The following is a 20,154-nucleotide window of genomic DNA, read 5'->3' on the forward strand; positions in this document are numbered from 1 at the left end:
TTATATTCATGTTATGGCTCCTAACGGAGCCATAGTCTACTGGAAATGTATTTTATGGAAGCGTTCCAGATTACATATTTAAAAATGAACGTCGTGAGTACGGGAACGTTTTGTGAGATTATCGCTAATGTTAGAAGCAGGGAGGAATAACAGTGGTTTGAAGACAAACTTTAGCTAGATTTAGAATCAATTCTTAGATGTTTTCCAAGAGATAATCTTAATGTTGGTTTCGAGTGGTGATTACAGAAACATTATCGTAAAGCTTAGTGAAGGTGTATTTATAAATGATCAAAATCCGATAATTGGAGGTTAATTATGAGAGCATTCACTGTTGAAGCAGTTTTTATCGATCGTGATGGAACGATCGGTGGTTCAGATGAAGTCCTTTACCCGGGGGAATTTGAATTATTTCCATACACTAAAAAATCTCTGGAAAAATTAAAAGCACTTGGAATTAAACTGTACGGATTTACGAATCAGCCCGGTATTTCAAGAGGTGAAGCTACAAAAGAAGCATTTGTAAGAGAAATGATAGAATTTGGCTTTGATAATGTTTTTATATGTCCGCATCAACATACTGAGAGATGTGAATGCCGCAAACCGAACCCAGGAATGTTACTTGACGCTGCTAAGAAAAACAATTTAGATTTAAGTAAATGTATTGTAATTGGGGATCGATGGTCTGATATTTTAGCAGGTCATCATGCTGGATGCAAAAAGATATTAGTTTTGACTGGAGCAGGGAATGAAGCTTTAAATAAATACAGACATAAATGGTCAAACACAGAAGCGGATTTTATTGCAAATGATTTCGAAGAAGCAGTTAATTATATTATTAGTCTGGAAGAAACGATTGAAGCGGACCTAAGATAGGAACTATCTAAGATAAGATATATTTTAAAAAAAATAAATATAACAGGAGGAATTAGCATGAAATTTATTGTTTCTGCTAGCGTAATCGTTCTCAATGAACATAATGAGATTTTACTCATGAAAGGTCGAAGAGGTTGGGAAATGCCTCAAGGTTGTGTTGAAGAAGGAGAGACTATTAGGCAGGCAGCAGTTCGAGAAGTGAAAGAGGAAACAGGGATTGACATCGAATTAATTAAATTTTGTGGTTTGTATCAGAACATAACGCGAGGCGTATGCAACAATATATTTACTGGAAAACCGATTGGAGGAGCTTTAACTACCAGTGATGAAAGTGAAGAGGTGGGCTACTTTACTTTAGAAGAAGCTGGGCAAATGATAACATGGGGAAATTTCTATAACAGAATTCATAATGCATTAGATGAGAAAAGCCATCCTTTTTTGATTGAATTTTCAGAATAAGGACATCTATCAGATCACAATATATTCACGTATCGGACATTCGTCCTTGGTCCGGCATTCTCTGGACACCCTGCGTAAGCTGGTTAGTGAATACAGGAACGTTCGATGAAACACTCCGAAACTCACACTTGAATGAAATAACATTGAAGTAGAAAAGGAGAATCATTTTGGTTGGTAATGAAATACTTTCTCAAGCAGCTAATTCATTTGGATTTGATACTAATACGTTAAAGTTCGTAAGCAACTCTTGTAATGAAGTATACAGGTTTAATAAAGGGAATAAGGAATATTTCTTACGTTTATCTGAAAAACCAGTTGAATTTGAGCTTAATATTAAGGCAGAAGTCCATTGGGTACGGTATTTAGTTGAAAGAGGCATTCATGCAGCTTTGCCAATCCAGACTATAGAAGGTGAATTAACTGCTGTATGTAAGGACTATGAAAAGTGCTATATTGCGACTGTGTTCGAAGGAGCTCCTGGCCTTTTTTTCGATAGCGATCCACAATTATGGGGACAGAGCTTGTTTAAAACATGGGGCGAAACAATGGGGTCAATGCATCGGTTGACAAAATCTTATGATCCTGGCGATTTGAAAAACAAAAGGATGGAATGGAATGTAGCGGAAATAAACAATTCACATTTACATTTTGGTAATTATCAAATACTCCTCAATAAACTCAGAACAATTGAAAAGGAAATGAAAAACCTGCCTAAAAACAAAGAATCATACGGTCTGATTCATTATGACTTTCATCCTTATAATTTTCTTATCGATCAAGGGAAGATAACTGTTTTTGATTTTGATGATTCATTGTATGGGTGGTTTGCACTTGATATTGGAATCGCAGCTACTCACGCTGTTTGGTGGGGTTCACATTATAAGGCTTGGAGATCGAAACATGAATTTGCAAAGCACTTCTTAAATGAATTTCTAGAAGGTTATATCAAGCAGAACAGCATTGAGCAAGAATGGATCCATAGGATCCCTTTGTTTATGGAATATAGAAATATTAGTTCCTTCTTTTGGTGGCTTAACAATTGGAATGGGAATGAAGAGAATCTTACTGATTTTCAAAAGAGTGCTATTATTGAAACGGTAAAACTTATTGAAAGTGACAAACCTCTTGATGGATGTAATATCAAATTATAGGATATAAGGGCTGATGTAAAGAAGAAGATGAGAGTCGTCTAACAATAAATTAACGTATTGGATTTACTTCCTCGGCCCGAAGACGAGACCTCAATAAATCGGAGAGAAAACTACTCCTTATGACACTCCATAACCTCTGCATTATGATAGACTCCACCTTAAAGTTGCTCCTATCTTGGTTGGTGTTGTTCTAGACAAACACCATTCGACCCAAGATAGGGGTTGCTTCTTTTTGCTTTTACACTTCGCAAATGGAACATTGTGGGTTATATTGGATATGATTTGGTTCTATAGTAGAGAAATGGAGAGGTGGTCAACCTTGGATGAAAATGTACGCTTTCCGATAGGACACTTTGAGCCAAGTTCTAAATTCTCTAATGAGGACCGAATTCACATTATAGATCAAATTCCCGGAATTACGAAGACCTTAAGAGAGATTACACAACGTCTCAATGATGATCAACTTTGTACTCCTTATCGTGATGGCGGTTGGACAATCACACAGATTGTGCACCATCTTGCGGATAATGACATGAACGCTTATATCAGATTTAAGAGAGCCTTGACTGAAGATGAACCGATGGCAAGCTCATATCGAGAGGATTTATGGGCATCATTACATGATTACAGGAATACGCTCATCGAAGATTCAATTTTGCTGATGGAAATACTACACAAGCGATTTCTCACTCTGCTGCTTGGTTTACATCCCGATCAGTTTAGACGAACACTCCGAACAGAAGTGTTAGGTACAATTACATTGGATATCGCGATTCAAAGATTTGTATGGCACGGGCAGCATCATATTGCTCAAATTAAATCTTGTATAACATCGCAGAGGTGGTAGGGTCTTATCTCAGGTGTGGAGGTAACATAATGGGAAATTGTGAATTGAATTTCTGAGGAGCCTTGGTTTGCTGCTACCACTTACTGAGCATTTGTATGTAAACGAATTCAGAACTAGATGAGTGACTACGTTTTAAATATAAATTCAAATAGAAGTAATCTTGATTTAGGGGGATACGGATATTGATTGAAGACGAAAAAGTATACCCTGACTGTTCAGTTGAAATAAGAACGGTAGACGTTGGCGGTTTAACAAAGCCAGAGCTTATTCAGAAACTGGACCAATACTCTATTTTATTGAATAAATATGGAGAACAGTTGTTAAATGATGAGAGATTTGTAGTTTCCGGTACAAAGCAAAGCTTGCAAACGGTTGAGTTGACCGTCAGACAACTTGGATTTTCGGATGGTGCTACGACTTTTCAGCTCTTTCGAAGAGCAAATGATCTTGGGCTAGAATGTTGTCCGGTTGAGTTAGGACCTTATCTAAGAATGCAATGTTTGGATCAGCCTGAGATATGTTCTACCAATATTTCAGAGGGTAACAAAGCTCCGTCCGGCTCCATTACCATAGCATCTGCAGCCCTTACGGAGGATAATGAATTTCCAAAAGGTTTTTATCTCAGACGAATAAACGACAAGTTATGGTTACGAGGATATCTTGCCGACGATTTGCATATTTGGAGTCCTCATGATCGTTTTATCTTCTGTAGGTCTCAGCTTTCTATAGCATGAAGATCAGAAAGGTATTTTTGAAAACAAAGGAGTGAAAGACCAATGGATATCAAAAACAAAAGCGGAGATGTGCTTGGAAAAATTCAAATTGAATCCTTACGCAATGATCATGCGATTGACCGAATCGTCTTTGACTTAAAGCCTGGTGAGGGGAAGGCGATTTATACCGCAGATGTTATAGAAAATCAATTCACGCAACAGACCAATTATGCACCCATTCCATGGGAAGACGGTTTGAAACAATTGCAGAAACATTATTCTCCATGGCAGCCGAAATTTCCGATTGATTCTGATATAGATGCCATTCATGTATTTTATGGATTTGATAATTTAACTCCGCAAGAAATTGATGAAATGATTGAAGAAAGTAACAGGTCAGGCAGAAATGTAGTGATACGCGACTTGAAGCCCAATAAGAGGGTTGTGGGCATCAGCATCACCTATAAAGAATACGGTGGTTATAAACTTAATATTTTCGGGACAACAAAGAGCCGGATCGCATTGTCTGATCATGATGGTACTAAGGTTAAACAAGCAGCCGTACGTGGTGTACAAGCATTTTATATTTTCAATAACGAAACTTCCCAATTGATATGGATCGAAGAGGATGTGCATGGGAAGGCGTTGCAATACGAGATCATTGGCGGAAACATGTCAGAAGATCTTGTGATGAAGATTGCGAAGTCAATGAACGGATAAATTTTATATTATAACTGTTCTAAAAGGAGTTTCTATGAATCGGACGATAATGATTAGCGATATTCATGGCTGCATTGATCCATTTAATCAGTTATTGCATGATATCAATTACAATTCGAAATATGATCAACTAATTTTGCTCGGTGACTATGTGGATCGAGGTCCTAACAGTAAAGAAGTGGTCAAAGAGGTTATCAGATTAGTTCATGAACATCATGCGATTGCATTAAGAGGCAATCATGATCAACGGTTAGTTGATTTAATAAATGAGGGAAGTTCTGTAATTAAAGCGAAGTTTATTGAACACGGCGGTATTCAAACACTTCAGAGCTATTGTAATGTTAAAGGCGAAATTTCTGATGGAATGTTGGAGCATGCGAGAGAGTCAATAAAAATAGATTACGGTCATCATATTGATTTTTTGAGTGAATTACCTCTATACCATGAGGATGAAGCTCATATTTACGTTCATGCCGGATTAAATCCTAATTACATAGAATGGAGGAAACAATCAGATCATGATTTTATGTACATGAGAGATGAATTTATCCGACATACGTTTACAAATTTACACAGAAACATTATTTTTGGACATACAAAAACGATAGATATCCACGGGACAGCCAATATTTGGTTTGGTGAAGATAAGATAGGCATTGATGGTGGATGTGCCTATGGAATGCAACTTAATGGTTTAATTTACCAAAATGGTTCTTACGTAACTTCTGATTCAAAGTTTAATCTGAGTGAGGTGCAACGATGAGTTACAAAACTATTCTCATAGACCAATTAAACGCCTGTTATCATGACAAGAGCTGGTTTATACCGCTTCATGATATTTTGACAGACCTCAATGCGGCGGAGGCCGCTTATGTAAAGAATGAGGGGGAGCACTCCATCTGGGCGATCGTCAATCATCTTATTTTCTGGAATGAGAAGTGGCTTGAGAGATATATTGCCGAACAGGTCGACGGGCAGCATTCAGTGAATAATGAGGATACATTCGAGATAGATCCGTCTAACCTGAATGATGTGGAGTGGGGCAAGACATTACATAGACTAAAAACCGTCTTTGGTGATTGGAACAGGGCACTTGAAGATAGCGAAGAACATAAATTGACCCGTGAAATCCCTTCCTATTTCAACGCGCCATGGTGGGGAGTTGTATCAAATCTATGTATTCATAATGCCTATCATATTGGCCAGATCATGCTGCTCAAAAAATCAATGAAACACACGTAGGACACGCTGTATTACGTTTATAAAATTATACTTAAGCAAAGGAAGATGAACATCATGGAAAAAGGCAAAATTATATTTTTGAACGGTGTAACCAGCTCTGGTAAAACTTCAATTGTCGAGGCGATGCAATCATACGATGATCCGTTTTTCTATGTTGTGGCTAATGATTTATTTGAAAATACGATTGGTGATAAACATCTTCAGACGGATTACTGGAAGTATCTGAGTGAAGCGATTGTAATGATGTATCATACGGCAAAAGTATTTTCAGACCATGGAAAGCATGTTCTGATTGATGGCATTCTTGTGGAAAGACCGGAGCTCGCGCCGCATTATGAACAAGTCAAACAGATTTTTGAAGGGTATCCACTGGATATCGTTGAGTTATATTGCCCCCTCGACATCTGCCGTCAGCGGAACATCGAACGTGGGGATCGAAGAGAAGAGCAATCGGATGAGCAACATCAAATCATGGCTTCCGACATTCAGTATAGCTACTCGGTGGATACGAGTCTGCATACACCTGAGGAATGTGCCGAGATGATTATAAATACGCTGTTTAAAAGTGAATAGGGGTTCACTGTATGAATTGAAGAGAATGTAAAAAGAAGCTGGGGGTGTGGATGACATTGCTTTCTGCATACTGGAGGTACTTTTTATATGTAACTGAACATAAATTGAATGTTTTAATCGAGTGCTGGCATGAAGGTTTATATGTACAAGGGCTGCTTCATGATTTATCCAAGTTTTGTCCTCAAGAATTTATCCCTTATGCAATCAAGTTTTATGCGGGCCGTAAAGATGAAGATACAGAACTAAGATGGAAGAACGCATGGTTACATCACCAGAATCATAATAAACATCATTGGGAGTATTGGATTGTAAACAGAACTACAAAAGAAGCTTTGCCTATGCCAAAAAAATATTTTATAGAAATGGTATGTGACTGGAGATCTTTTTCAAGAAAATGGGGCCGCAGAGTCAAAGATTCCAATTTGGCAGAACGTATGATGAACTCGGAAGATGTTATTCTGCATCCAATGACGAGAGAAGCGCTTATGCAGTACTTATTAGAGAGGTGAATAATGATGATCCAAAATGATATGCGGTTTTTGGAATTGGCCATAGGAGAGCGGGCTGCCGTAAAACGAAAAAAGCTGAAAGAATGGAATGTTAGACTGGGAATTATCAATACAGCATGGGATGAAAAGTTCATATGATAACAGGTGGAATTACAAAAAGTACGCTCATTAATGATTTAAGAGGCTTAGGTGTTAAGAAGGGCATGACGATAATCGTTCATTCCTCCTTCAAAGCAATAGGTAAGGTTATAGGTGGCCCGGTAAGTGTTATTTTAGCTCTGGAAGAAGCCGTTGGAACCAATGGAACCATTGTCATGCCCACTCAAACAGAACATCTTTGTGAACCTTCAGAGCATGACGCGAACCTGTCTTCAGAGGAAATTGAGTTCATCAAAGACAACATGCCTATTTATTATCCTGATTTAACACCAACCTCGTATATGGGCATCATTCCTGAGGTGTTTCGGAGGCAAGATGGTGTGTTTCGAAGCTCACATCCGCACATGTCTTTTGCTGCCTGGGGGAAAGAGGCCAAACGGATAATGGAAGATCACAACTTGCATTATGCATTAAATGAGAAATCTCCGTTAGGAAAAATCTATGATTTGAGTGGATACATTCTGTTACTTGGTGCGCCTACAAATAGTAACACCTCCTTGCACCTGGCCGAATATAAACAGCAGAATTCATTTGTTAAGCCAAAAGTCTGGGGAGTAAAAATGCTGGTGGATGGAATTGAGCAATGGACTACATACGATGATATTAACAATGAATCAGATGATTTTGAATTGATTTTTAATGAGTTTAAGATCCAGACTAACGCTGTTACCGAAGGAATGGTAGGGGAATCTGTGAGTTATCTGATACCCCAAAGAGAGATGATTGATTATGCTTTGGGATGGATGAATCGTAACCGAAGAGAACATATCGAGCAGTGAATCATTTCAAAAAAGATAGAAGGGGGAAATGTAATCATGACTAAAGAGATTGAACATTTGCTTCAAACTTTTGAAGAATGGGCGTTGTTTGTCAAGACGATGAATCATCTTGAAGAGAAGACCTGGAATTCCAGCATGGAAGAAGGGAAATGGACGATAAAATCCATCGTCAGTCATATCATGTTATGGGACCGATATTTTTACAAGGAAGCGATTGAGAAGATTGCTCTGAAGCAGCCAGTTACGTTGAAACATATGAATTTTGAAGAGTTTAATCGCAAAGCTATTGAATTTGGTAACCGCACAGAGACGTCCGAAATCGTAAACAAGGCTATCACGTACCGCCATAAAATTATGAATGACATTCGAGGGTTATCGGAGGAACAGCTTCATCAGACGTATTTGGACGCAGAGGGGAACGTATTTTATATTCCCCAATACCTTAAAGATTTTATATGGCATGACCAGCATCATATGGAACCGTTGAAGAAATATCTTGCCAACCTTGAAGCATAAAGGATTTAGCAGGCAGGGGATGACACGGAACACAGCATGTTGCTTGCTTTGAATATAATATGTATCCCAAACCAGGGAGGGATTGTAGTGAGTAGTCATACAATTGAATTAACTCAGGAAAATCTGATCGGTTCATTTACTAATGAGGTAACCCCCATTTTGAGCGTGAAATCTGGTGATTCCATTCGTTTTCAGACGCTAGATGCGGGCTGGGGAACAGGTGTGAGTTATGTGGAACGCATTAAACCTTTTGATCGTCAAGGTGAAAAAGATGGAGGTCATGCCTTAATCGGTCCGATCTATATCGATGAGGCGAAGCAAGGACAGACGTTGGAGATTGTTTTTAATGAGATCGTACCCGGGAGTTACGGGTTTACTTCCGCCGGCGGATATCCGAACTGGCAGAACCATAAGTTACATCTAACAGAGGTTGAAGAACTGTCGCTGAACTGGACACTTGATCGCCAAACGATGAATGGAACCTGTGAAATAAAAGGAAAGTCCTTCACTGTATCTCTCTCGCCGTTTATGGGTGTAGTGGGCATGCCGCCAGAGTCAGGTGGGATTCATACGACTTGGCCACCTCGCTATTGTGGAGGAAACATCGACTGCAAGGAACTGGTGCAGGGAAGTAAATTATATTTACCTATCCCCGTAGACGGGGGTTATCTCGCGATTGGTGATGGTCATGCACGGCAGGGGGACGGTGAAGTCAGCTGTCAGGCCATTGAATGTCCGATGGAAGTGGTGGATGTCACGCTTAATGTGATTGATGATATGATTTTGACCAATCCTCGTGCACATACGCCATCCGGCTGGATTACCTTCGGTTTTCATGAAGATCTGAATGAGGCTACGGTTCAAGCATTAGACGGGATGCTCAATCTGATGGGTGAGTTGTACGGACTAGATCGAGTGGAAGCGATTGCACTTGGAAGCGCGGTAATTGACCTGCGTATCACCCAAATTGTGAATGGCGTTAAGGGTGTGCATGCTGTCCTTCCGCATGACGCTTTTAAGTGAATTAAGGCCTGTTATACGTCGTATTAGAACTTGGGGGTCGATAAAATGAAAGGCAGACCACAGATCGTTTTAGATATCGCAGGGGTTTTGTTAAGTAATATGTCGTTGACGTGCTGGAAAGATATGAGTGAGGAAACCAACCTATCGGCAGAATCTTTGAAAGTACATTTTTCAGGAATCAAACGAAAGCTCTGGACAGGAATGATGAGGGAAGAAGAGTTCTGGCAATCGTTGAAGGAGATGTATCCTGAATTATCAATAAGCCGAGCGAAGGACATCTTATACAATTCGATTGTTCCCTTACCAGCCGCTCAATACCTTGAGCGATGGAGTGAGTTCGCAGATATCCATCTACTCAGCAATCATTGTAAGGAATGGATTGAGCCGAATCTGAGCCGTTTATTCTCATTTACCAAAAGTGTAACCATCTCTAATCAAGTGGGTTTATGCAAACCTGAGATTGAGATATACCAACGGGTCAAAACCCTCCTGGCAGCTGGAGAAGAGGTTCTATTTATAGATGATCAAGAGAAAAATTTACATTCTGCTAAGCTACTTGGTTGGAGGACTTTACTGGCTGACGAAGAAGGAGATTGGGTTAATGAAGTTGAGACATTGCTAATTTAGACTGTAATCCAGAAACAGTAATAGAACAGCATGCATAACTGGCACACCGTGCATAACCGCTAAACTCCAAATTGCTTTAGATGGTGATCTAAATGCTTGTATATGCCTTTACCCCATTGCTCGGCTGTTAATTTTCCGAAGAAGGGATGGGGGTGGCGGGAGAATTTATCTGAAGCACCTTGTTGAAAGATATTAATCTGCTGCTCAATCTTTTCTTTTTCTTCCATAAACTGTCGTTGATTATCAATAATGATTGTCGGGATTGTAGACATATTATGGGGCAAGGGCTTGTCATTATAAAACATTGGTTTTGCGAACCGTCCTATAAGTCTCCCAAGTAATCCTCTAGGTGGAAAAGCATTTCCTAAGGGGATATCATGAAATGCTGAACAGTGAGCCAGCATTTGAGAGACCTGCATCGTGCCCCATTCAGGGATGGATTTTTCACTAAGTTGAGCCATGCGCTCTGTAATTTCAGCAGCATTGATCGTATCAAATATACTTTTCACAAGAACACCTCAGTCCTCTAGGATATAAAATTTGAACTTAAACTATCATCATTCTCTTATTGAAAGGTTCATCCTCTTACTATCAAGAATAATAAGATATGGTAAGTTTAGTCAATGTATTATAGGAAAACCACAATTGAAATCGGAGGATGCGAACTTGGAAAATAAGGAAACGTTTAATCTCGTAGCAGATGAATATGAACGATATAGACCCGTCTATCCGAGTGAAATGTTTGATGATATTTTTACATATCTGAATCTTAATAAAGAGGATTCCATTCTTGAGATTGGCTGCGGAACGGGGCAGGCCACTGGCGGATTGGTGAGCAAGGATTATAGAAACATCACGTGTATTGAATTAGGCAGCAACTTGGCTGGAGCGAATCAAACATTCCATTGATGCTGCAGGTGGAACGATAGAGAAACAACATAAGGTTGCTCTTTTTCTAGGGAAGAAAAAGGTCTAAAAATATATGTTTTTATTATTCTACTTAAGAACAGGAGAGAATATATGAGTGATCCGCGTTCAACATACAGTATCCAAACGGCAGTGTTAAGTTTACAAGAGGAATTAGAGAGGTTAAAGATGCAGGCGATAATGGGGTGGTCCAAAGAATTCCGAAATCTAGAGTGGTATGGGATGAAAAATGGAATGCGTGTATTGGAAGTCGGAAGCGGACCAGGTTACATTACAGAGCGATTATTGAAAAGTCTGCCGGACAGCGAGCTTACCTCGCTTGAGATTGATCGTTCACTGCAAGCACAAGCCAAAGAACGGCTGAAAGATATTCCTCCCAAGCGATTACAATTTGTAGAGTCTTCCATCTACCAGATGGATCTGCCGGATGATTCTTTTGATTTTGTCGTGGCAAGACTTACCTTTCTTCATTTGAACAATCCTGACGAAGCTGCAAAAGAGATATATCGTGTACTGAAGCCTGGCGGCCGTCTTGCCATTATTGATGTGGATGATGGCGTTTTTGGAGCAGTGAATCCTGATGTTCCTGCTTTGCATACGGTATTAATGAAAATTTCGGACTATGTGGCACAACACGGCGGTAATCGTTTAATTGGTAGAAGTCTGCCGCGTCTCCTTTCTGAGAGCGGATACATCGATGTTGACATTGATTCTGTCCTTCAACATAGTGATCTGTTAGGCATAGAAGGGTTTAAGCACCAGTTTAATCTTAATCGTTTTGTACATTTTGCTGAAAAAGGTGTGATCAGTTCGGAGGAATTTGCTCAGCTGCAACAAGCATCTGAAGCGATAAATCATTCGCCGGAAGCCTATGCCATGATGAATTTCATTACAGCTTGCGGGACGAAGCCATTGACATAGCTGGGTTGAAACTAATAGGGACGGAGGATGGGGATGAATATCGTTCAATCTTTTCAGGAATTAGTAGTTCGAGGGGATCATCAGGGTATGATTGAGTTACTGAAAAACTTCGAACAATCCAGGGAATTGTCTGTCCATGAACAAGGCTGGGTCTACTGGAATGTTTCAGATGGTTATGCCTTATTAAGAGAGCCGGAACCGCTTTATGCCAATCACCGGGAATTCTTCAAATGGGGGAAAGAAAATCTCGCCTCGGAGCAGTTACACTGGATTGTTTCGGATTCAACACAAGCGTTGTCGTTATCTCTGGGGAACTACTTTGATGATTGGATGGATTGGTACCAATATGCTTGCAAGTATGCCCCGAAGTTGGATACCAACCGAGGTGCTCGATTCGAGAGTCATCGGGCTTTAGGTGGTTCGCTTTGGGTTTTGGAGAGATACAGTGAAATGGACAGTGTGCTTGAAAATATGAACCAGCTTATACAAGAAGATGAGACATGGTCCAATATTCTTTTTGCCCGAATTACATACAACAAACAGCGTCTGGCCTATCTGCATCATGTTGGGGAGGTTAGAGAAGTAAATCTGCTTCTGGATGAAACGCTGAATTTGATAAACAAGATCGACTGGTCAGCATTAGATCAAATAAAAAATCAGGAAGTTGTAGGTAGCTGGAGACAATTGAATTCATCCAGTAACTCACAGAGAGATGTTCACATCGCGATGAACAATCTGGCATGTATTTTGACAGATATTGAAAAGGTAGAGGAAAGTGTGGGGTTATTCAGACGGCTACAGGACAATGGATATGCTTTGAATGGGTATGCTTTTTCTAAATATGTCTGTTCGGTCTGGAAGTCAGAGGGGGTTGAAGCTGTTAGGGAAGTGTTAGGTGCCAATAAATCTTTTAAAATCGCTGAACTGATTAAACATAGCCCTATGCTTTCAGAGATCGAAGATTAGGTTTGAGGTTGTCTAAATGAGGACTGAACTTCAAGGACTAAGAAAGAAGGAATGCATGAAGTGAACCATGACATCTTGTTAAACAGATTTCCGAATGTGAACATTGTTAAACTAACAGGTGGTTATACCAATACGACCCTTTTACTTGAGGGAACTGATCCGCAGATGATTGCTAAAATCTATCATGTAGAAAATACAGATGCAAGGACAGAAATAAGCGCGCTAAGGTTGTTAAATCATTCTGGCGTGACTCCGCGAGTGCATGATTGCTTTGAAAAAGAAAACTGGCTGTTTGTTATGATGGATTATGTTCCAGGAATAAACGCACAGAGGCTGCTGGATCAAGATGGACGTGACCAAGGCAGGAAAATTTATGAGCAACTTGGTATATATCTCGCCAGAGACGTGCACACAATCAAACGAGGTGACTGCGAAGCAGAGCTGCCAGTCATAACGAAGTCCGCTAATGATGTGGAGGAACTTGAGTTTGTACCCTCCGGAATCAAAAGCATGGTAAAAGAAGTGTTGGACATTTCCGATCATGGGGAGCAAACTCTGATTCACGGAGATTACGGACCACATAATGTCATCTTATCCAACGATTCAATGTTCATTTTGGACTGGGAGTGGGCAGGATGGGGCAATCCGTTGTTTGATATCGCATGGGTGGTCTGGTTTGTGCATCTTCATTACCCTCACATGGCAAAGGATCTGTCAGAAGTCTTCTTAAATGCATATACAGAACGTACAAATATTGATGTAACAAATGATCTAATTCGGGCATATTCCACATCCAAAGTAATACAGATCATGAACCGAATCAAGAATGCTCATCCAGATGTACATAGGGAATGGCTCCGCAGATTAGAATGGACACTGCAAGCGAGCTTTAACAAGTCTTAATCGTGAAATTTCGTTGAAACGCTGAAATATACGTGAGAGGAGTGATGTGATATGAGAAACAATACAAATCTGAGTAGAAGAAATGAAGTTGCAAGAGGTGTTTTTGTCTAGCGCAGAGGACCCAGGGAAGGGTATCGAGGGATTCCTCTGTGTAATTTTCACTAGGAGGAATTTCAAACTATGATTCATTTAAAACGTGTGTCGGTGGATAATTGGTATGCTTGCACCCAACTGGATGTAACTGAAGAGCAGAGAAAAAGTTTTCCCGCGCCAGTTGTATATTGGATTGCTGAATCCAAGGTCGTGACCGATTTTCGACCCATGGCCATCTATTATGATTCGGATCTGGTTGGTTTTGCTGTGTACTCAGATAAGCTCGATCATGAGGATAACTACTGGCTTCTTGCTCTAATGATAGATACAAAATATCAGGGCAGAGGTTATGGAAGAGAAGCGCTTAGGAAGTTGATTGATCTAATGAAAGAATCGCTGAATTGCAAACGCATCATGATTGGACACAGGCCGGAAAATGGTATCGCCGGAAATCTGTATGAATCATTTGGTTTTCACAGCGTAAGTGAAGGGCTGATTGATGGCGAAGTCGTTCGGCTTCTAAGATGCAAGTAGTGCCAAAACACACGCGATTTGGATTGTAAAGGAGGTAGCTTGTCTTTGAAGCATATACACATTATTTTCTCATTACTCTTTATCATGCTGGGAATTATGATTATTACAATCTCGAAAATGATTGAAGAGGTGATTCCTAAGCTAGGGTATGCAGCATTCCAGTCAGCAGCAGCTGGCAGCTATACTCCGAGTGATTATCAAGTGAATTTTGTACTGAATTATTGGATAGGCGCGATATGCATTTTGGGTGGAGTTATCTGTTTAATTAGTACAATGAATGTTGTCAGAAACTACATTCATGAAATGAATATAAGAAACAGAGCGTTTGATGAAACTCATAATTATGACGACACAAGAGAACTGAAATAGGTTATGATATGACATAAAAAAGAAAGGGCGGATATACATGATTACATTCCAATACTTTGAACCGGAAGATTTTGATCAACTGATCGAATGGAGTGGGGATGAAGCATTTTTGCTCCAGTGGGCCGGCCCTCAGTTCCAATATCCACTTTCCAGAGAGCAACTATCGGATTATTTGCAGGGTGCCAATGATAAGAACACTTCAAATAAGTTCATTTATAAAGTGATGGATGAATCAACTCAGGAGATTGTGGGTCATATTGCTCTTGGCGGTATCGATCGATATAATCGTTCAGGGCGTATCGGTAAGGTGCTACTTGGCGAGCCGTATCAGGGTAAAGGTTATGGGAAGCAAATGATCGATGAGGCACTTCGAATTGGATTTGAAGAGGAGAAGTTGCACCGGATCAGTCTGGGCGTATTTGATTTTAATGTCTCAGCCATCCGATGTTATGAAAAAGCGGGCTTTGTACAAGAGGGACTTATTCGTGATGCGAGAAGATATGAAGATACATTCTGGAATCTAATCGAAATGAGCATATTAGAAAACGAATGGAAAAAATGACTTTTTAAAAAGGATCATCATACTTGAGAGTCATCTTTCTTGATAAACACTTCGATGAACGGATGTAATAACTACGTGTACGAAAATTAAAAGGGGATGTCCGCCTGTCATCAGAATGACAGGCGGACATCCCCTTAATTGCTTTCTTTCTGATTTATTTCAATGATCCCCGTATCAATAAATTCCTTCACAGGCACACTGTCGCTAGCGAGTAACAGGGTCTCCATCATTTTGGCACCCCAGACTCCTTCATTCTGCGAAATAACGGCAGACAATTGACCGTTGAGCAACCCGTTTTCACTAGTCGGGCTATCACCGAACGCGATTAAATGCCGGTTAAGGCCTTTTGCTTTCCAGATCAGGGTAGAGGCAGAGACAGAAACAAAATCGAGCCCGATAATGGCATTGAAGTGAGGGTGAGCCTGAATCATGTTCTCCATATCGGACATGGCTTGATCTTCATTCCCTTGATGATAACGAACTTCCAAGATCTCGATGTCTGTTTCACTGCGGATGTAATCAATGAATCCATTAAGCCGCTGCTGCAAACCTTGCATCTCCTCCAAACCATTCTCGACAAGAATCATGCCTTGATTATGCAGAAGTCTTGTAGTCGTCATCGCGAACTGCTGGCCAGTGCGATAGTTATCGGCGCCCACATAAGCGATTCGATGACTGGATGGGACATCTGACTCAAATGTAATGACAGGAATACCTGCAGCTTGGGCTGCATCAATAACGGGTGTAAGTGCAGCAGCATCCACAGGAGATATAGCTATCCCGTCCACATGCTGTTTGATCATATTCTCCATGATACGTATCTGTTGTTCGGTATTGGCTTCATCAGGTGCGTTTACAATTAATGTAATATCGTGTTTCTCTGCATACTCCGTTGCATCCTTCGTGATCATCTCATAGGTTGGATACGTCATTGGATAAATAATACCGAAAGTTTTGCTCGCTGCAAATTTCTCTACAGGTGAAGTCGCAGGAAGTGTTGCAGCCATCTGCTGTGGGCGAATGTGTGCCGAACCGGATGAAATGATCATCGGGAGCAGAAGGATTAGTGTAAGTAAAAGTGCAAATCTGGCTTTATTCATACATTGGCTCTTTTCTCGTATCTGATGATCTGGCCTGCGATTCCTCGGTTCCTTGAGTGCGGTATTCTCTTGGCGTAAAACCTGTTGTTTTCTTGAATATATTAGAAAAATAGTGAGAGTCATTGTAACCAACTTTGTAAGCAATCTCAAAGGTTTTGCTGTTGGTTGTTTTCAGCAGCTCCTTGGCTTTGCCGATTCGAATCTGGGTTAGATACTCTGTTATCGTTTGACCAGTTTCCTGACTGAAAATCTTGCTTAGATGACTTGGACTGATTCTGACGTGTGCAGAAATCATCTTCAACGAGACTTGTTCGTTATTGTATTCACGGGATACATAGGCTTTCACCTGATCAATGACATCACTGTATTTTCCAGAGCACGCTGCTCTTCTCTGCCATAACAGGTTAAGCAGGGAACACAGATATTGGGTACAATCCTCCCAGCACGTAATCTTCCGAATCGTCTGTTGTAGGGAAGTAATGTTCTCATCCGAATGGTCACTCATGCGGAACAACTGATTCGCGAGCCGAAACGACTCCAGCGTAAGATCATTCAACAGATAGAAGCCATACGAGGAGGACTTCCAGTCGAAGGACTGTAATGGAGCGGCAAACTCTTGCAAAAAATGGTCACGCAGATTGGGGCTGCCGATTTTGAGAAATTCAAGAAACGAATTCCTGTCGAGAAAAAGAGTCGTTTGCTCATCCAGGTTAATGTCATGTAGAGAAGCTCTGTTCTGAAGGGTGAGTCGATTAATATATTTATCCTCCTCCGCTTCCAGATACGAGACATGAATTCCTTGCAGCCGCTCCTGTTGACTGCCAATGCCCAGAATAATATTACATTTGAACGTATGCTCAAGTTCCATACGAACCCGCCCGCGAAGCTGCTCCAGATATACGGATATGCTGTCATCGGAGTGATACTTGAGCAGAAGCACCAACTCGGTCCGGCTTCGAATATAAGGAAGAAGTTCGACGTGGGGATCACGAGTTTCCTCCAGTATGGGAAGCAGCTTCTTCATCAGGGATTCCGGGTCCCGGGAGTCATCTGTTAATCGAACGTCGATAATGACAATTGTATAATACCGGGCCGAGAGTGGAAGTGAGAGTTGTTTGGCTGATTCAATCGCATCGGTTGTACCGATGAGTCCTCCGCACAGATCGGCCAGCAGTTTTTCTTTGGTGATCGTTCGGTTTGTCATGCGTTGATGTTCTTCATCCATTTGTTTGCTGACCTTATGAAGCATTTGGATTAGCTCTGCTGCACTAATGGGCTTTAGACAGTACTCGGTCACACCAAGTCGGATAGCCTCCTGGGCATAACTGAATTCATCATGACCGCTCATGATAATGATTTTGATATCAGGTTGTTGAGTGCGAACGATGGAGGTCAGTTCCAATCCGTTCATAAATGGCATTTTGATATCCGTAATCAGAATATCCGGAGCCCATTCATGAATTAAAGGTAACGCAAGCTCGCCGTCGGGTGCATCCCCGCAATAGTGAAAACCTTCCTTTTCCCAATCGATGCAGCTCCGTATATTCTCCCGAATTCCAATTTCGTCATCCACAATCATCACCTTTTTCAACGGTTAACCTCCTTGCTTTTGGGGATACGAATCATAAATGTGCTGCCTTCCATATAGGTACTTTCCATTTCAACGCCATAAGCTGGTCCAAAATAGAGTCGAATCCGGTGATGTACATTGAGCAGACCAAATCCGCCTTCCTGCTCGTCATCTTGGGGTGAACGGGAACCGGCCGGCTTCTCCAGCTCTTCACGTAATTGTGCCAATCGATCCGCAGACATGCCAATTCCGTTGTCCTGTACGGTGAGAATGATGCTATTGTCCTCTACATATCCGTGTATGGATATCAGCCCTTGACCGCGTTTGTTCTTGATCCCATGGTAGAGCGCGTTTTCAATCAGGGGCTGCAGCGTCATCTTCAAAATGGGATAATCCTGAAGCTCACGATCAACGCTGATCTCGTAGGTGAGAATATCGTGGTACCTCATCTGTTGAATAACCAAGTAACTCCGCGCATGTTCAAGCTCGGTTTGAATGGATACCCAGTCGAATCCTTTGTTCAGACTCAAACGAAAGAACTTCGAGAGGGCCTGCACAAGTTTGATTACATTTTCTTTTTTCTCTGCTTCAGCCATCCATAGGATGGATTCCAACGTGTTATACAGGAAATGAGGGTTGATTTGAGCTTGCAACGTACGTAGTTCAGCTATTTTCACCTGTTCATTCTCTCGAATGCTCTTTTCGATTAGCATTTTGAGCTTATCCAGCATCACATTGAAACTTTTGCCCAGATCAGCAATTTCGTCTGAGCCATGTGGTGTGACTTTGGCTTCCAAGTAACCGTTTGCAGCTTTACGCATCTTGTTCATCAGAATTCGGATGGGAAGAATCAGTCGGTTATTCAGGAAAAAATATAACGATATCGCAAAGAAAGCACTTAACAAAACCGTAATGATGATCAATTGGCGAATGCTATTGGCCTCTGCAATGATTTCCTGATAAGGAGCTACCCCGATCATTTTCCATCCGGTCTGTTTTGAGGTGCTGTATACAACAAACTGGGGTTTGGATCCTGCAGACAGGATAAAGCTGTCGTGCTGTAGATGTAAAGGGACCGATCGGATCTGATCCATCATGGTTATGGATGCCGGGGTGACATCCGGCCTGAAGAGTGTATTTCCGTATTGATCACTAATATAGAAAAAACCGGAATCCTTAATGGGGGTATTCGTCAAAAAATCATCAATGAATGAATCATTCAAATCAATCACTATGAACCCGATGACCTCATGCGTAATTCGCTCTTTGACCGTGGTTATAATTGAAAGCGCATTCTGTTTAGGGTAAGCAAACCCATCCAGCCTGTTATATTCGGCATAGGCTGCAGAATGAGGGATGCGCAGAATGGCATCCGGATACTGTATCAGATACTTGAAGTACGGGTTACGCAGCGGATTTCGTTCCAGCTTGAACACGCCTTTTCGTTCACTTATGCCTTTTCCATAGAAATTCACGAATGAGATATTAAGTACCTTGTCATACTTGTAGGTTTCCCGATAAAGATTGTATGTCTGAAGGATGGCTTTGGCTTCCGGGTAGGACTCCGATTGAGAATACAAGTATTGAAGCACTTGCGGGTTCTTGCCCAGTTCGAGTAGCCGTTCCGTATCCTCAAACAAGATGTCAATGTTCCTAGCAAGCTGGTCGGCAACCAGCTGTGTCGAGGCCTTGTTATGATTGGATACGACCGTATAGGATTTGTGGTAAGAAATCAATCCAACCACGATCAGTGGTACTGAACTGAGGATGATAAACATGCTGAGTAATTTAAGCCTGAGGCTTGAAGCAATCCATTGAATGAGTTTCAACGTTTTCCACTCCATCTGAAGGGATCAAAAATGTATCATTAGTATAACATGATTTTCTAATATGTAAGAGAATCGCTAAATACTACACAATTAAACAAAGAAATTACACTTTTTAAACTTCATTCTTTGAAATTACTAAATTATTACATAAATAAAGTATGAGACTCCATATAAGCTTGGAATGAAAGC

The 20,154-nt window shown here is 40.9% G+C and carries 25 protein-coding genes; 21 read left to right on the forward strand and 4 right to left on the reverse strand.

Annotated features, from left to right (window positions below; translation table 11 throughout):
- Positions 1-315: 315 nt before the first annotated feature.
- The 14 genes from MHI52_RS12385 to MHI52_RS12450 all read left to right on the forward strand — a co-directional run bounded on the left by MHI52_RS12385 (position 316) and on the right by MHI52_RS12450 (position 10,191).
- Positions 316-873, forward strand: a complete 558-nt coding sequence (locus tag MHI52_RS12385) for an HAD-IIIA family hydrolase (protein ID WP_405159098.1) — start codon at positions 316-318, stop codon at positions 871-873.
- A gap of 57 nt (positions 874-930) precedes the next feature.
- Positions 931-1,332 (forward strand): NUDIX hydrolase, encoded by a 402-nt coding sequence (locus tag MHI52_RS12390; RefSeq protein ID WP_076216307.1) that lies wholly within the window; start codon positions 931-933, stop codon positions 1,330-1,332.
- A gap of 167 nt (positions 1,333-1,499) precedes the next feature.
- A complete protein-coding gene (locus MHI52_RS12395) occupies positions 1,500-2,483 on the forward strand; it encodes a phosphotransferase enzyme family protein (protein ID WP_405159099.1) in 984 nt (327 codons plus the stop codon).
- Positions 2,484-2,802: 319 nt separating this feature from the next.
- Positions 2,803-3,330 carry a YfiT family bacillithiol transferase gene (locus tag MHI52_RS12400; RefSeq protein ID WP_405159100.1) on the forward strand — a complete coding sequence of 176 codons (528 nt, stop codon included), beginning with the start codon at positions 2,803-2,805 and terminating at the stop codon, positions 3,328-3,330.
- 179 nt (positions 3,331-3,509) lie between these two features.
- Positions 3,510-4,064 (forward strand): helicase, encoded by a 555-nt coding sequence (locus MHI52_RS12405; RefSeq protein WP_339287148.1) that lies wholly within the window; start codon positions 3,510-3,512, stop codon positions 4,062-4,064.
- Between the two features lie 42 nt (positions 4,065-4,106).
- The gene (locus MHI52_RS12410) at positions 4,107-4,763 is read left to right on the forward strand and encodes a DUF4367 domain-containing protein (RefSeq protein ID WP_339286490.1); all 657 of its coding nucleotides are present in this window, start codon (positions 4,107-4,109) and stop codon (positions 4,761-4,763) included.
- 34 nt (positions 4,764-4,797) lie between these two features.
- Positions 4,798-5,526 (forward strand): metallophosphoesterase family protein, encoded by a 729-nt coding sequence (locus MHI52_RS12415; RefSeq protein ID WP_339286491.1) that lies wholly within the window; start codon positions 4,798-4,800, stop codon positions 5,524-5,526.
- Positions 5,523-6,005, forward strand: coding sequence for a DinB family protein (locus MHI52_RS12420; protein WP_127546042.1), 483 nt, complete (start codon positions 5,523-5,525; stop codon positions 6,003-6,005). The genes MHI52_RS12415 and MHI52_RS12420 overlap by 4 nt, the downstream gene beginning before the upstream one ends.
- Before the next feature lie 54 nt (positions 6,006-6,059).
- Positions 6,060-6,578 carry a phosphotransferase-like protein gene (locus MHI52_RS12425; protein WP_127546045.1) on the forward strand — a complete coding sequence of 173 codons (519 nt, stop codon included), beginning with the start codon at positions 6,060-6,062 and terminating at the stop codon, positions 6,576-6,578.
- A gap of 50 nt (positions 6,579-6,628) precedes the next feature.
- On the forward strand, positions 6,629-7,087 hold the full coding sequence (locus MHI52_RS12430; protein ID WP_240767979.1) for a DUF5662 family protein: 459 nt from the start codon (positions 6,629-6,631) through the stop codon (positions 7,085-7,087).
- 134 nt (positions 7,088-7,221) lie between these two features.
- Positions 7,222-8,025, forward strand: a complete 804-nt coding sequence (locus MHI52_RS12435; protein ID WP_405159101.1) for an aminoglycoside N(3)-acetyltransferase — start codon at positions 7,222-7,224, stop codon at positions 8,023-8,025.
- A 36-nt stretch (positions 8,026-8,061) separates the two neighbouring features.
- A complete protein-coding gene (locus MHI52_RS12440; protein WP_339300811.1) occupies positions 8,062-8,541 on the forward strand; it encodes a DinB family protein in 480 nt (159 codons plus the stop codon).
- Positions 8,542-8,628: 87 nt separating this feature from the next.
- Complete coding sequence (locus MHI52_RS12445) at positions 8,629-9,564, forward strand: acetamidase/formamidase family protein (RefSeq protein WP_405159102.1); 936 nt, start codon at positions 8,629-8,631, stop codon at positions 9,562-9,564.
- A 45-nt stretch (positions 9,565-9,609) separates the two neighbouring features.
- A complete protein-coding gene (locus tag MHI52_RS12450; protein WP_405159103.1) occupies positions 9,610-10,191 on the forward strand; it encodes an HAD-IA family hydrolase in 582 nt (193 codons plus the stop codon).
- A gap of 59 nt (positions 10,192-10,250) precedes the next feature.
- Here MHI52_RS12450 and MHI52_RS12455 read toward each other — a convergent pair whose 3' ends face one another.
- The gene (locus tag MHI52_RS12455) at positions 10,251-10,700 is read right to left on the reverse strand and encodes a DUF1569 domain-containing protein (protein ID WP_405159104.1); all 450 of its coding nucleotides are present in this window, start codon (positions 10,698-10,700) and stop codon (positions 10,251-10,253) included.
- A gap of 157 nt (positions 10,701-10,857) precedes the next feature.
- On the opposite strand from MHI52_RS12455, the gene MHI52_RS12460 reads away from it, so the two are divergent.
- The 7 genes from MHI52_RS12460 to MHI52_RS12490 all read left to right on the forward strand — a co-directional run bounded on the left by MHI52_RS12460 (position 10,858) and on the right by MHI52_RS12490 (position 15,466).
- Entirely contained in the window at positions 10,858-11,100 is a 243-nt protein-coding gene (locus MHI52_RS12460) for an rRNA adenine N-6-methyltransferase family protein (RefSeq protein ID WP_405159105.1), read from the forward strand.
- Between the two features lie 111 nt (positions 11,101-11,211).
- The gene (locus MHI52_RS12465; protein WP_405159106.1) at positions 11,212-12,039 is read left to right on the forward strand and encodes a methyltransferase domain-containing protein; all 828 of its coding nucleotides are present in this window, start codon (positions 11,212-11,214) and stop codon (positions 12,037-12,039) included.
- A 33-nt stretch (positions 12,040-12,072) separates the two neighbouring features.
- On the forward strand, positions 12,073-13,005 hold the full coding sequence (locus tag MHI52_RS12470) for a hypothetical protein (RefSeq protein ID WP_405159107.1): 933 nt from the start codon (positions 12,073-12,075) through the stop codon (positions 13,003-13,005).
- Between the two features lie 75 nt (positions 13,006-13,080).
- On the forward strand, positions 13,081-13,908 hold the full coding sequence (locus tag MHI52_RS12475) for a phosphotransferase family protein (RefSeq protein ID WP_405159108.1): 828 nt from the start codon (positions 13,081-13,083) through the stop codon (positions 13,906-13,908).
- A 180-nt stretch (positions 13,909-14,088) separates the two neighbouring features.
- Complete coding sequence (locus tag MHI52_RS12480) at positions 14,089-14,535, forward strand: GNAT family N-acetyltransferase (protein ID WP_405159109.1); 447 nt, start codon at positions 14,089-14,091, stop codon at positions 14,533-14,535.
- A gap of 45 nt (positions 14,536-14,580) precedes the next feature.
- The gene (locus MHI52_RS12485) at positions 14,581-14,904 is read left to right on the forward strand and encodes a hypothetical protein (RefSeq protein WP_405159110.1); all 324 of its coding nucleotides are present in this window, start codon (positions 14,581-14,583) and stop codon (positions 14,902-14,904) included.
- Between the two features lie 37 nt (positions 14,905-14,941).
- Positions 14,942-15,466: a GNAT family N-acetyltransferase gene (locus tag MHI52_RS12490; protein ID WP_100528756.1), complete on the forward strand. Its 525-nt coding sequence runs from the start codon at positions 14,942-14,944 to the stop codon at positions 15,464-15,466.
- A gap of 134 nt (positions 15,467-15,600) precedes the next feature.
- Here the strand turns inward: MHI52_RS12490 and MHI52_RS12495 are convergent, their stop codons facing one another.
- From MHI52_RS12495 to MHI52_RS12505, 3 genes are read right to left on the reverse strand one after another with little or no spacing between them, the layout of a single operon-like run.
- Complete coding sequence (locus tag MHI52_RS12495) at positions 15,601-16,566, reverse strand: substrate-binding domain-containing protein (RefSeq protein ID WP_339286499.1); 966 nt, start codon at positions 16,564-16,566, stop codon at positions 15,601-15,603.
- Positions 16,559-18,148, reverse strand: a complete 1,590-nt coding sequence (locus MHI52_RS12500) for a response regulator (RefSeq protein ID WP_339287149.1) — start codon at positions 18,146-18,148, stop codon at positions 16,559-16,561. The genes MHI52_RS12495 and MHI52_RS12500 overlap by 8 nt, the downstream gene beginning before the upstream one ends.
- 5 nt (positions 18,149-18,153) lie before the next feature.
- On the reverse strand, positions 18,154-19,965 hold the full coding sequence (locus MHI52_RS12505) for a sensor histidine kinase (protein ID WP_036609096.1): 1,812 nt from the start codon (positions 19,963-19,965) through the stop codon (positions 18,154-18,156).
- Positions 19,966-20,154 lie beyond the last annotated feature (189 nt).

Origin of the sequence: Paenibacillus sp. FSL H8-0283 (genome assembly GCF_045040675.1) — a bacterium.
Taxonomy (GTDB): Bacteria; Bacillota; Bacilli; order Paenibacillales; family Paenibacillaceae; genus Paenibacillus; species Paenibacillus amylolyticus.

What these genes read in the sequence shown, in the direction of transcription:
- MHI52_RS12440 (WP_339300811.1), top strand. Translation starts at nt 8,062, where the DNA reads ATGACTAAAGAGATTGAACATTTGCTTCAAACTTTTGAAGAATGGGCG.
- MHI52_RS12415 (WP_339286491.1), top strand. Translation starts at nt 4,798, where the DNA reads ATGAATCGGACGATAATGATTAGCGATATTCATGGCTGCATTGATCCA.
- MHI52_RS12490 (WP_100528756.1), top strand. Translation starts at nt 14,942, where the DNA reads ATGATTACATTCCAATACTTTGAACCGGAAGATTTTGATCAACTGATC.
- MHI52_RS12470 (WP_405159107.1), top strand. Translation starts at nt 12,073, where the DNA reads ATGAATATCGTTCAATCTTTTCAGGAATTAGTAGTTCGAGGGGATCAT.
- MHI52_RS12390 (WP_076216307.1), top strand. Translation starts at nt 931, where the DNA reads ATGAAATTTATTGTTTCTGCTAGCGTAATCGTTCTCAATGAACATAAT.
- MHI52_RS12420 (WP_127546042.1), top strand. Translation starts at nt 5,523, where the DNA reads ATGAGTTACAAAACTATTCTCATAGACCAATTAAACGCCTGTTATCAT.
- MHI52_RS12385 (WP_405159098.1), top strand. Translation starts at nt 316, where the DNA reads ATGAGAGCATTCACTGTTGAAGCAGTTTTTATCGATCGTGATGGAACG.
- MHI52_RS12465 (WP_405159106.1), top strand. Translation starts at nt 11,212, where the DNA reads ATGAGTGATCCGCGTTCAACATACAGTATCCAAACGGCAGTGTTAAGT.
- MHI52_RS12425 (WP_127546045.1), top strand. Translation starts at nt 6,060, where the DNA reads ATGGAAAAAGGCAAAATTATATTTTTGAACGGTGTAACCAGCTCTGGT.
- MHI52_RS12435 (WP_405159101.1), top strand. Translation starts at nt 7,222, where the DNA reads ATGATAACAGGTGGAATTACAAAAAGTACGCTCATTAATGATTTAAGA.
- MHI52_RS12430 (WP_240767979.1), top strand. Translation starts at nt 6,629, where the DNA reads ATGACATTGCTTTCTGCATACTGGAGGTACTTTTTATATGTAACTGAA.
- MHI52_RS12495 (WP_339286499.1), bottom strand. Translation starts at nt 16,566, where the DNA reads ATGAATAAAGCCAGATTTGCACTTTTACTTACACTAATCCTTCTGCTC.
- MHI52_RS12480 (WP_405159109.1), top strand. Translation starts at nt 14,089, where the DNA reads ATGATTCATTTAAAACGTGTGTCGGTGGATAATTGGTATGCTTGCACC.
- MHI52_RS12450 (WP_405159103.1), top strand. Translation starts at nt 9,610, where the DNA reads ATGAAAGGCAGACCACAGATCGTTTTAGATATCGCAGGGGTTTTGTTA.
- MHI52_RS12410 (WP_339286490.1), top strand. Translation starts at nt 4,107, where the DNA reads ATGGATATCAAAAACAAAAGCGGAGATGTGCTTGGAAAAATTCAAATT.